The 12,942-nt window shown below is 47.5% G+C and carries 9 protein-coding genes; 1 reads left to right on the plus strand and 8 read right to left on the minus strand.

The genetic code is table 11. The features are described from left to right. Window positions 1-261 precede the first annotated feature (261 nt). The 5 genes from mazG to cysM form a co-directional block, all read right to left on the minus strand. Entirely contained in the window at window positions 262-1,107 is an 846-nt protein-coding gene (mazG, locus tag B2739_RS07880; RefSeq protein WP_414633219.1) for a nucleoside triphosphate pyrophosphohydrolase, read from the minus strand. After that, complete coding sequence (relA, locus tag B2739_RS07885; RefSeq protein WP_331345317.1) at window positions 1,079-3,319, minus strand: GTP diphosphokinase; 2,241 nt, start codon at window positions 3,317-3,319, stop codon at window positions 1,079-1,081. The genes mazG and relA overlap by 29 nt, the downstream gene beginning before the upstream one ends. A gap of 88 nt (window positions 3,320-3,407) precedes the next feature. Further along, a complete protein-coding gene (rlmD, locus tag B2739_RS07890) occupies window positions 3,408-4,940 on the minus strand; it encodes a 23S rRNA (uracil(1939)-C(5))-methyltransferase RlmD (RefSeq protein WP_331345318.1) in 1,533 nt (510 codons plus the stop codon). Between the two features lie 86 nt (window positions 4,941-5,026). Then, complete coding sequence (locus tag B2739_RS07895) at window positions 5,027-6,502, minus strand: CotH kinase family protein (protein ID WP_331345319.1); 1,476 nt, start codon at window positions 6,500-6,502, stop codon at window positions 5,027-5,029. A gap of 164 nt (window positions 6,503-6,666) precedes the next feature. Beyond that, entirely contained in the window at window positions 6,667-7,554 is an 888-nt protein-coding gene (cysM, locus tag B2739_RS07900) for a cysteine synthase CysM (RefSeq protein WP_331345320.1), read from the minus strand. Between the two features lie 166 nt (window positions 7,555-7,720). Between cysM and B2739_RS07905 the strand changes: the two genes are divergently transcribed. Next, on the plus strand, window positions 7,721-10,519 hold the full coding sequence (locus tag B2739_RS07905) for a response regulator (RefSeq protein WP_331345321.1): 2,799 nt from the start codon (window positions 7,721-7,723) through the stop codon (window positions 10,517-10,519). Window positions 10,520-10,537: 18 nt separating this feature from the next. Here B2739_RS07905 and recO read toward each other — a convergent pair whose 3' ends face one another. The 3 genes from recO to rnc all read right to left on the minus strand — a co-directional run bounded on the left by recO (window position 10,538) and on the right by rnc (window position 12,941). Continuing rightward, the gene (recO, locus tag B2739_RS07910) at window positions 10,538-11,251 is read right to left on the minus strand and encodes a DNA repair protein RecO (RefSeq protein WP_331345322.1); all 714 of its coding nucleotides are present in this window, start codon (window positions 11,249-11,251) and stop codon (window positions 10,538-10,540) included. Window positions 11,252-11,263: 12 nt separating this feature from the next. After that, a complete protein-coding gene (gene era, locus B2739_RS07915) occupies window positions 11,264-12,190 on the minus strand; it encodes a GTPase Era (protein ID WP_331345323.1) in 927 nt (308 codons plus the stop codon). 70 nt (window positions 12,191-12,260) lie between these two features. After that, complete coding sequence (gene rnc / locus B2739_RS07920; protein ID WP_331345324.1) at window positions 12,261-12,941, minus strand: ribonuclease III; 681 nt, start codon at window positions 12,939-12,941, stop codon at window positions 12,261-12,263. Window position 12,942: the final 1 nt, after the last annotated feature.

Consider the following 12,942-nt stretch of genomic DNA (forward strand, 5'->3'; position numbering starts at 1 on the left):
TGGCTTGACTTCACGCTGATCTGGTACAGATCGATCCGATTCACGCCAACCCAAGGGAACCTCACTATCAATGTTTTTATTGTTGCAGCAGGCATTTCAACGATTCATTCCTATGAATCATAGCTGCTTTCAGAAGTGTTCCCTTGTAATAAAAAGCTATGAACTTGCGTTATTGTTATTACTTACTGGAGGTTTTGAGCGCCACTGCGGGAATGGCGGGTTGATGAAAAAGCGGATCAAGGTGATGCAAAGCAATCAGTATCAGTGCTGCTTTGCCTGTTCCCACAGTCGGTTCATTTCGGTAATCGATGTTTCCGATAATGACCGTTCAGCATGGGTTTCAATATAGTGGAAACGCTGTTCAAATTTTTGATTGGCAATCCGCAGCGCTTGTTCAGGATCTATTTTTTGGTAGCGGGCGATATTCACCACGGCAAACAACAAATCACCCAACTCTTCTTCAAGTGCCTTGGTATCGCCCGAGTCCAATTCCGCTTCTACTTCAAGTAATTCTTCACGCACTTTGGCGATAGGGCCGTACACATCCTCCCAATCAAATCCTACGCTTGCAGCACGCTTTTGCAATTTTGCCGCGCGGCTGAGTGATGGGAGATTCAAAGGCACATCGGCCAACAAACCTCGTGCACCTTTCTCGGCGCGCTCTTGTTGTTTGATCGCCTCCCAGCGCGCTTTGACATCCGTTGGCAAGGTGTGGCGATTATCAATGCGACTGTGCAATGTCCCATCGGGAAATACATGGGGATGACGGCGAATCAACTTCGCGACCAAATCAGAAACAACGCCGGCAAATTCAAAACGCTCTTCCTCTTTACCCAGCTGGCTGTAGAAAATAACCTGAAACAATAAATCGCCCAGCTCTTCTTTGAGATGGACAAAATCCTGTTTCTCTATCGCATCAACAACCTCGTAAGCCTCTTCCAGGGTTGATGGTGCAATGCTGGCGTAGTCTTGCTTGATATCCCAAGGGCAGCCGGATTGTGGATCGCGCAAACGCGCCATCAAATACAGTAAATCGTCAATTGTGTAATGAGCCACAGTCTTTCCTGCACAGAAAAAATTAATGTTTGCGCCGCGCCGAAGCGACATTCGGCAACTGGTTAAGTTTGGTGAGTATGCGGCTCAATTCATTGAAGCTGCGGATTTCTACCGTCACTTGCATATCCACCGTATTTTTGCGCTTGTCCGATAGCGTTTGCATCGCGATAACATTGATGCGCTCAGCATCAAGCAGCACCGTAATATCCTTAAGCAAACCATAGCGATCGTAAGCTTCTATCACTATATCTACCGAATAGAAACTTTGCGGTGTCTCGCCCCATTCCACTTTGATAATGCGCTGGGGCTCATCCGCTTGAAGCTGCAAAATATTGGAGCAATCCTGACGATGGATGGAAACCCCTTTGCCAAGGGTGATGTAACCTGTGATCGCATCGCCGGGAACCGGATTACAACAATTGGCGATTTGAGTAAGCAAATTACCCACACCTTCGATGTAAAAATCCGAATCTTTTTTCTGCCGTGGCGATTTGGTTTTGAACGGAATCAATGGCTGCTGCGGATGGGCATCGTCCACTTGTTTTTGTGCCGCATTCAATACTTGCCCAACGCCAATATCACTTGCGCCAACCGCGACATAAAGATCATCGAGCGAGTTAAAGCGTAGTTTTTTTGCCAGCTCATCAAAGTCGAGATCGAGTAATGCCAAACGCTTGAATTCGCGATCAAGCAAGGCTTGGCCTTCGGCGATATTTTTATCGCGCGCCTGCTGCTTGAACCAGTGTTGGATTTTGGCGCGTGCACGCGCAGTGTTCACATAACCCAAGGCTGCATTAAGCCAATCGCGACTGGGCGATTCCAACTTGCCGGTCAGCACTTCCACCTGATCCGCATTCGCTAATTGGTAATTGAGCGGCACTATGCGGTTATTGACTTTCGCACCGCGACAGCGATGCCCGACGTCCGTATGAATTTTGTAAGCAAAATCGAGCGGCGTTGCCGTACGCGGCAAATCCACCACATGCCCTTCGGGAGTGAAAACGTAAATGCGGTCCTGATTGACTGAACGCAAATCTTCCTGCAAATGGCCTGAATCACCACCGAGCTCTTCATGCCATTCCAGAACCTGACGCAACCAAGCAATTTTTTGCTCGTAGCCGTCTTGCGCCGCTTTGGTATCGGTACCCTTGTAACGCCAGTGGGCGCAAACACCCAGTTCGGATTCCTCATGCATTTCCTGGGTGCGGATCTGGATCTCCAGTACTTTGTTTTCTGGCCCCCAGACCGCGGTATGCAATGAGCGATAACCGTTTTCTTTAGGCGAGGCGATGTAATCATCAAATTCGTGCGGAATATTGCGCCATAAACTGTGGACGATACCAAGAACGGCATAACAATCGCGTACGCTGGGCACCAGAATACGCACAGCGCGGATATCGTAGACTTGGGAGAACGGTATGCCTTTGCGCTGCATTTTCCGCCAAATGCTGTAGATGTGCTTGGCGCGTCCATCCACTGAGCCCTCAATGCCCGCTTTTGCCAACTCACTGCGCAACAGGTTGAGCAAATTATCGATGTACTCTTGCCGCGCCAGACGGCGCTCATCCAATAACTTGGCGATGCGCTTGTAATCATCGGGTTGCAAATAGCGGAACGATAAGTCTTCCAGTTCCCACTTGATATGGCCGATCCCCAAGCGATGGGCGAGGGGCGCATAAATATCGGCAACTTCGCGCGCAACCTGCCGACGGCGATCCGGTTCAGCGTTTTTCACCGAGCGGATGGCGCAGGTACGCTCTGCCAGCTTGATCAGTGCAACACGCACATCATCAACCATAGATACCAGCATTTTGCGGATTTTTTCTGCCTGCTCCGTCGCCTGGGAGCCAAGCACGCGCTCTTCTTCGTTGCGCTGGTAGCTGATCGCCGCCATGCGCAATACGCCTTTGACCAACTTGCTGACGGTATCGCCAAAACGTGACTGGACATCGGCAAGGGTGATTTTATGTTCGCGTACTGCGCGATACAGGATCGCAGCAACCAGAGCTTCCTGATCCAACTGCAAATCAGCCAGAATTTCCGCCATTTCAAGGCCGATGCGGAAGCAGGAAAAATCTTCCCCCCAGCTATGATCATCGTCCGCATGGATGTCGACAAGCGACAGGCTCAGCTCCGCCGCACGGCGCAGCTCGGCACGGTTCGCATCCGATTGGGTATAGGTCTTATTGAGGCGATCAATCCAGGCGTCTATATCAACCTGTCCATCCGCCGCCATCGGATGATCTGCTCTGACTTTAACCATAAGTTATTCACTTCTAAAAAAAGCGCCTTCCTGACAAAGCGATGTCCTAACAAGGCGTTTCCCAAAAAACGCCTTTAAAAAAAAGAATCTATTTAAGCAAAAACAACGCCATAGACTCGACATGACTGGTATGCGGAAACATATCCAACACTCCTACCGCATCCAGTGAGTATCCAGCTTCCGCCAGCAATGCGGCGTCGCGCGCCAAGGTAGCGGGATTGCAACTCACGTAGACAATCCGCTTGGGGGAAAGTTGCTTGCCGGAAACCCAGCGCTGGATACTGCCAATAATATCTTTTGCACCATCGCGGGGCGGATCAAGCAAAATAGCATCGATCCCCTGCTCGCTCCCCACCAACCGCTGCAATTGAGTATGGGTCATATTGGCAAGATTGGCGGCAACAAACGCGGCATTGACAATACCAAGCCGCCCGGCGTTTTCGCGGCCACGCGCCACCATCGACTCCACAGCCTCTATACCAATCACCTCCGCGCACTGTTGTGCGATAGGCAAGGTGAAATTGCCGATACCGCAAAACAAATCCAACACTCGCTGTGAGGGCGTAAGCGCAAGTAACTCTAGCGCCTGGGCAACCATCTGCTGGTTGACGAGCGGATTGACCTGTGTGAAATCCTGCGGGTGAAACGCCAGCTCAAGCGCATTCAGGTCATAAACCAAGCGAGGATCACAAGCTGTGCCATCCAGCTGCGTTAATCCCACATTGCCATTGGGTTCCAGCCAGACCTGGCATGCGTATTCACTGGCTAGAACAGCAAGAGAGGCTAGATCGGCTTCGGCCAGTTTTTTGGTGTGTCGCAAAATAATGGCGCTGGTATTTTTACTGCGCACGAGCTCAACGTGAGTCACGGCTTTATTCCCACGCAAATTACCCAGCCATTGCCGCACAGGTGCCAGCAGCACATTCAACTCTGGTGCCAACACCAGGCAGGTTTCTATCGGCGTGATGGTATTACTCTGCAGTTGACGAAAGCCCAAGCTCACACTGCCATCGGCTTCATACCAAACCCCAAGCCGCGCGCGGCTGCGATACGCAACACTGGCACTGCTGATGGCAGGCAATACGCGTTTGGGCACTACGCCACCCCAATTCTGCAATTGTTGCAGCAGGCTTTGTTGTTTCATTGCCAATTGGGTTGCGGGGTCAATATGCTGTAATTGGCAACCACCGCAACGAGCATAATGCGCACAAGGAGGCTCCCTGCGCTCAGCGACCGGCTCCAGAATCTCATCCACACGCGCTTCAATAAAGCGTGAGTGCTCTTCCACCAGGCGCGCCGTAATTCTCTCGCCCGGCAATGCACCACTGACAAACAGGGTTTTGCCATCAATGTGCGTCAACCCACGGCCATCGTGACTCCAGCGCTCAATCGTAAATTCGCCCAAGCGCTTGTTAGTTTGAGGCAGCACTTTTTCAGCAACACGTGCCGCATTCATACGCGGCGCATCGTCGCGGATATAAACACTTCCTTCTTTCTGGCCCCCCGCCTCTTTTTTAGGACGAGGCTTTTTACCTAACAGGCTGCCACCACCTTTGGAATTACCTCCCTTGGGAGGCTTTCCATTAGATGAGTTGCCACTTTTGCCATTGCGATTGGACATGGATTATTTCCAGTAAAACAAATACTGGCAGTGCATTTTCATATCAAACAATGCACTGCCTTGGGATTTATGGATTGAGCAGGGAGTTAGGGATTGAGCTGGGAATCAATCCACAAATAACGCTCACGCTGCCAGCGAATTAATTCTTTGCTTTCCGCTTCGTAACTGCCTGTACCGCCGTGAGTACCGTGCAGTATCCAGGAAGCAAAATCAGTAATTGACCAGATGCTGTAATTTTTTGCCTGCACTTTATTCAGCCAGGCCGCGCGCGCTTCGGCATACTGGAAAATGTAATCCAATTTTCCTTCTGCTTTCAGCGTGTTCCATCGCGCGGTGACTTTCGCCTGGAACGCAGGATCCTGGAACAAACGATTAAACCAGGGTGATGGGCGTATATGCCAACCATAAACTTTATCGACGTTATCGTATCCGGCATTACCCATCGCCAAATCAAAGTCCCACACAGGGCCAAAGAATAATTTTCCATTGCGTTTTTTATAAAGATAGAAACTGGCTACTGCACCATCAGGATTTTTGAACAGCTCATTGATCAGGTAGTAATTGATTGCAGAATCCACATCAATGTACGCCGCATAACCCAATTGCTCGTCAGTAAAATTATTGCCGAATAACGCCGCTTCGGTATCGATAATATATTGGCCGATATATTCGCGCTGCGCGGCCCAATTAGCTTCCAATAAGGTTTCCGGTGTATCCAAACAAAACGGATTCATACCGTGACTGGAATCAATACAGTAAGTAGTTTCTCTTGCGGTGTTCACGCCATTTACGCAAACAGGATCCCAGGCTGCACCTTTGCAATAATCTTTGTGCATACGGAAATCCACTTCCATTAAATAACCGCCGGTAATTTTTTCAGCATCAGTATCTGCCGCTTTTAATTCGGGAATATTCACACGGTCTTTTGCCACACGAATATGTTCAACCAACTGGTACACACCTTGGTAATTTCCATTCAACGTCAATTCAACATATTGGTTGCGGGTAGTGTATTCCATGCCCGCATGGCGGCTAAACATGAAAGCAATGTCATTGCGCATCAGCGGTTTGTCAGCATAATTGGCGAGCAACACCCAATGTCTGCTAGAGGGCATGCCCAGCATTTGAGCTGCACTGGTTAGCTTGAGGCGATAAGGTTTTTTTGCCCAATCCCACGTGGAATTACCTCGCCCACGAATCTCCAACGCGCCTTCCACTTTTGCGCCATCCATGTCAGTAAGTGAAAAGTTACCGTTCAAATAGGTTTCTTTTGAAACAATCGGCGCTGAATTAGCAGTAGTAATATTCAACGCAGGCAAGGCTTCTACTACGCCCACAGGAAAATCAGCTGGTTTGCTCGAGGCAGCCCAACTGGTACTGGGCGCACTGATGACTGATGAGGATGAAGATGACAAAACAGATGAAGTTGTTGCAGGTGTTGACGATGCCGCAGCAACAGCCGAGCTATTGTTGGCAGGCTTTGTAGAACTCCCTCCGCCACCACCGCAAGCTTGCAACGTCATCAACATAAAAACGAGCAAAAAATAATAAGTGATCCTCATAAAAAATATCCTGATTTGTTATTGTAGATAAAACATATTGAAAACTTGCCGATTGGATTTTTGCGACGCAATGACAAACACATAAAGCCAAAAAGCTTTATTGAAAACGATAAAAATGAAAGGCAATTAATTAAATAAAATAGCGTTAATTAACGATAACAACATTAATTAAACAGCCCTGAGGATAAGTAGCGATCACCCCGGTCACAGATAATCGCAACTATCACCGCATGCTCAACTTGCTGACTCAATTCCAAGGCTGCAGCAACAGCACCACCGGAAGATACGCCACAAAAAATTCCCTCTTTGCGCGCAAGTTCACGCATAGTATGTTCAGCTAATGGCTGCGGCATACTCACAATCCCGTCTACGCGATCGCGCTCATATATTTTAGGTAGATACGCTTCCGGCCAGCGACGTATACCTGGAATTTGCGCACCTTCGGCTGGCTGTAAGCCAATAATTTGGATGTGCGGATTTTTCTCTTTCAAAAAACGTGAAGTGCCCATGATGGTTCCCGTAGTTCCCATTGAGCTAACGAAATGGGTAACTAAACCACCGGTTTGCTGCCAAATTTCAGGGCCGGTACTGGTGTAATGTGCGAGTGGATTATCGGGGTTGCCAAATTGGTCGAGTACTTTTCCTTTGCCTTCGGCCTGCATTTTGAGTGCGAGATCACGCGCGCCTTCCATGCCCGCTTCTTTACTCACCAAAATCAGCTCGGCACCATAAGCTGCCATTGATGCTTTGCGCTCGGCAGTAGAGTTATCGGGCATGATTAAAATCATACGGTAGCCTTTAATAGCAGCCACCATCGCCAATGCAATGCCGGTGTTACCACTGGTCGCTTCAATAAGTGTATCGCCAGGTTTGATATCACCACGCAACTCAGCGCGGCTGATCATCGACAGCGCCGGGCGATCTTTAACCGAACCCGCCGGATTATTTCCTTCCAACTTTACCAACACAACATTGCTGGTCGCACCAGGCAAGCGTTGCAAACGCACCAGAGGGGTATTGCCAACAAAAGCTTCGATAGTGGGAAAATCCATAATGACCTCAGGTTTACAGATATGCTCGACGGTTGCACTGGCGCGCGTGAGGCGGCTATTCTACCTGTGATCTTCGACACTGCGAACACCCAAGGGCATATGCACAGCAGAAATCCCTACTTATATATGCACAGCAGAAATCCCTACTTATAAAAGACCATCGCCTATGAACAATAAACGCAGCAGTATTAAATCCGATGTCTGGCGTCTGATTTTTATCCCCTCCATCAGCATTATTATTCTGATTGCGATAAGCCTTACCTATTTATGTATTTCACAAATCAATAAATTTATCGATTTGCGCGGTAGTGTGCTTGCACAAAAAACTGCACATCTTTTACATAAACCACTCATGGATGGTAATACCGAACTGGTACAACACATCCTCGAGGCCTCCCTGGAAGAACCTTATATACGTGCAATCCATGCATATTACGCAGATCATGACAAACACTTCCACAGTGGCCCACAGTTTATGGAAACAGAAGATAAACGTGAGCCCGACATGCACCAGCCGCTGGAGCGGAAAACCTATCGCACCCTGCGCTTCTCCAACCCATTGGTGAATCTCGACAATAAACAACCGATTGGCTGGTTAGAAATTGAATTGATGGCTGCGCCTTATATTGTGGTCCGCTATGAAGCGATAGTGCTGACTATTGCATTGACTTTCTTATGTTTGATCATCGGCGCTTACTTTGCGATTGCACTTTACTATCGCATCACTGATCCGCTGGAACACATTAAAAATGTGGTGCATGCGCTGGCACGTGGCCGGCTGAATGAGCGGGTTGAACAACAAAATTCCAGTGAATTTTTTGGCCTTGCTGAATCCATTAACACCATGGCGGATTATATGGAAGCCGCACAAGCCGATATGCAATCGCATATTGACCATGCCATTGAAGATTTACGTGAGACTCTGGAAACCATTGAAATCCAAAACGTAGAACTGGATTTAGCGCGCAAAGAAGCCCTGGAAGCGAGCCGTGTAAAATCAGAATTTCTTGCCAATACCAGCCATGAAATCCGTACTCCACTCAACGGTATCTTGGGTTTTATCAACCTCGCCTTAAAAACCGAACTCAATGAACAGCAGCGTGAATATTTAGAAACTATCCGCGACTCTGCGCAAAACCTGCTAACCGTTATCAACGGCATTCTCGATTTTTCCAAAATTGAATCCGGCAAATTAACACTGGACTATGCACCGCTGCCTGTACGCAGCTGCATTGACGAAGTACTCCACATACTGGCACCCGATGCACATGAAAAACATTTGGAGCTTATTAATTATGTCGAGTCAGGTATTCCCAAAAATTTATTAGGCGATGCGCTGCGCTTTAAACAGGTTTTGTCCAATTTGGTGAGTAACGCCATCAAATACAGTAACGCTGGCAATGTAGTTATTGATGTCAGTGTGCTGCAGCAACAGGAAACACAAATTACATTAAAAGTATGTGTTAGCGATGAGGGCATAGGGCTCACCCGCGAAGAACAGGAACAATTATTCAGCCCATTTAACCAAGCCGATTCATCCAACACCCGCGAACATGAAGGCACAGGTTTAGGCTTGGCAATTTGCAAAGGATTGGTTGAACGTATGCACGGCGAAATAGGCGTTGTCAGTGAACCGGACAAAGGCTCGACATTCTGGTTCACCGCGCGTTTGGGGATCGACAAACGCCAACCTTCCACCAGCCAACTTGCCAATCTGGAAGACTATCGCATTTTGTTGTGCGGTGAAAATACAGCTTCACTAAAACAAATCGATAATCTACTGCATGAATGGAAAGGCAATACCCAAAGCATTCCGGCTATTCATGATTGCTTCCCAATTTTGCGCACTGCACGCAATGAGAATAATAATTTTGATTTGCTTATTTTGGACATCGCACCCAATGAGCGAAAAATTCCACCGGTATTGCTCAACAATCTTGCCGAACAATTAAACGCTGAATTTAACTGTACGTTGATTGCCTGTTGCACACCTGCACATCAACGCCTCTTCCGTGCCCACTCAGAACGCTCGCAGGTTCTGTTTATCAACAAACCGATTGCCTACGATGCGCTTTTACAAACACTGGGCAGACAATTGGATTTGCATATCAAAGATATGCGCGAGCAAGACGAAGAAGCACTGCGCCCGAGTGTTTCTGTTTTACTGGTTGACGACAACCCTGCCAATTTGCAGCTCGCCTCAGAGTTATTGCGCGGTCTTAACACACAAGTCGTGCAAGCCAGCAATGGAAAACAGGCAATTGAAGCCTGCAGCACTCAGGAATTTGATGTTGTGTTTATGGACATTCAAATGCCCGGTATGGATGGTATGGAGGCCACGCGCCATATCCGCGCACAAGAACAAGGCAAGCGCCGCACACCAATCATCGCACTGACAGCTCACACCATCACCGAGCAAAAATCTGAACTATTAATTGCCGGCATGGATGATTGTATTAGTAAGCCTGTCAACGAAACCCAGCTGGCGCACATCATTAACCGCTGGGCAAGTTTGTCTGGAAAAAAAGAAGTAGTTATCCAAGCCGATGAAAAAACACAGCACCCATTGCGCGACCCTCTGCCAACGGAAGACCTCACGGGCTCAGTCGATATTCAACTGTGTTTGAAGCTTGCCAACAATAAACCTGCACTGGCACGCGATATGCTCCGCATGCTCCTGGAAGGATTGGAAGAAGAAAAACAATTGATTAATTTGGCACTAAAAAATAGCGACTTTAATCAGCTAAGTGAGCTGATCCATAAACTTTATGGGAGCAGTTGCTATTGTGGTGTACCCCGCTTAAAACACATCAGCGGCTTGCTGGACAAATTATTCCAAAGCAAACAACACGAACAAGCACGCGATGCGATACCCGCACTTAATCATGCTTTGGATGATTTGATTAACTGGGGGCGCAATAAAAATATTGATGCATTATTTGGGCTGAAAACTAGCGAAGCCTAATGAGGCTTGCGCTTTGGCCTAGTCTTGCGCTTTGGCTTGAACAAATAATTCACGGCTATTGAGCGGGCGGCTACCCAATAATGGCTTTAGCATCCGGCGCGCTAATTGTTTAGCAGCAAGACGCGTTGCCGGATCAGAATAATCCCCTGCAGCAATTGCAAGCAACCATTCACCCTTCAGCAAAAACTGTTCAGGAATATCCGGAGCAGCACTAAAAAATCCTTCCTGTATATGACACTCATACCACCCTTGTGGCTGGATTTCACAATCGTTGCGAGCATCTTGCGTAAAATCGACTGCGTAACCCAACTCAGCTAATAACCGAAATTCAAACTCACGCAATAATGGTTCAATATCTTGTTGGCGCTGCAACGCAATCAGGCTTTGTTCATACGCAAAATAAAGACCATTATGTCGATCCATTTCGGGCAACAAACGTACCAGCAATTCATTAAGATAAAAACCTGAGTAAAGGTAGTTGGCAGTCAACAACAAAAAATGATTATCAGATTCAAAACTGGTGAGCAGTTTCATATCGGTCTTGCCTTGCCAGCAAACTAATAAACGGCTGAAGGGATTTAGCAATTGACGCTTCGGTGTTTTATTTTTCCGTACTCCGCGCGCCACTGCGGTCACGCGCCCGTAGTCGGGCGTAAGGAAATCGATCAGTAAACTGGTATCGCGGTAGGGGCGCGTATGCAAAATATAAGCTGGTTGCAAATCAACGCGCATGATTGATGTGGATTAGAAGTCGTTATAGCCAAGACTGCGTAAAGCGCGCTCATCGTCTGACCAGCCCGATTTTACTTTCACCCACAGCTTTAGCATTACTTTGTTATCAAATAATTTTTCCATATCTATACGCGCTTCCGTCCCTATCAATTTTATTCGCGCGCCTTTATCGCCAATCAGTATTTTTTTCTGCCCATCGCGCTCAACTAAAATCAATGCCGAAATATTCAATAGGTGCCCTTCCTGGGAAAACTCTTCAATTTCCACTGCCATTTCATAAGGTAATTCATCACCTAGCTGACGAGTAATTTTTTCGCGGACAATTTCAGCGGCCATAAAACGCGAGCTACGGTCAGTAATCTGGTCTTCGGGATACATATGTATTCCCTCTGGCAAACGCTCAATAATCAGTTGCTCCAAACGCTCCAGGTTACTGTTACGCAACGCCGATATTGGGACGATTTCTGCCACATTTAATTTTTCTGCCAAGTGTTGTAAGTGCGGCAATAATGTTTCTTTATCTTCAATCTGGTCGACTTTATTAACAGCCAAAATGACAGGACACCGAATGTGCTGCAACTTTTCGGCTACTGCTTCATCCTCTTCAGTCCAAATAAAACGATCAACCACGAACACTACAACATCAACATCTTTCATCGCCGACGTTGCCGCACGATTCATATAGCGATTAATCGCTTTTTGTTGCCCCAGATGCATTCCGGGAGTATCAACAAAAATAATCTGTACATCACCTTCCGTTTTAATGCCTACAACCGCATTGCGCGTTGTTTGCGGCTTGCGTGAAGTGATACTGATTTTTTGCCCAAGCAGATGATTGAGCAAAGTCGATTTACCCACATTCGGACGACCAACAATTGCAACATAACCACAGCGGTTGTCACCGGTACCAGACTGATGTGTTTCTGAATCAAATGTCATAACTGTATTCAATGGAAGTGGACTATTAAAAGTCGGTATGGAAAATCAAAAAATGAAGCGAAAATCTGAATTAATCAATGTTCAGCTGTGCCAACATCAATGTAGCCGCTTGCTTTTCTGCCTCGCGACGATTGGACGCTGTAGCTTGCGTCGGCTGCTTGGACAATACCACGCGACATTCAATCGTAAATATTTGTGCGTGCCCTTCACCGCCAACTTGTACAACCGCATATTCCGGTAAAGGTTGGCGCTGCGCTTGCAAATATTCCTGTAATCGGGATTTAGAGTCTTTGGCGCTGGTATTCAATGACAATTTATTAAGCCGCGCTGCGAACCATGCCAGTACTCGCTCGCGACATACGTCGAGCCCTTGTTCGATATAAATTGCACCAATAATCGCCTCGACACTATCAGCCAAAATAGAATCGCGTTGCTGACCACCGGATTTCAGCTCGCCCTCACCTAAAATCAAGCACTCACCCAATTCAAATTCACGAGCTATTTCAGCCAGGGTTTCGCCTTTTACAAGCTGGGATCTTAAACGGCTTAATTGCCCTTCCCTCGCCTCGGGAAAGCGTGTAAACAAATCTTCGCCAATAATAAAATTCAGAATCGAATCACCGAGAAACTCAAGGCGTTCATTATTAGTTGCGCCATGGCTGCGATGGGTCAGCGCCAACTGCAGCTGACGCTTATCTTTGAAATGATAGCCAAGGCGTTGCTCAAGGCGCTGGTACTTAAGTGTCAACACA

Source organism: Cellvibrio sp. UBA7661 (assembly GCA_002483365.1).
Taxonomy (GTDB): Bacteria; Pseudomonadota; Gammaproteobacteria; order Pseudomonadales; family Cellvibrionaceae; genus Cellvibrio.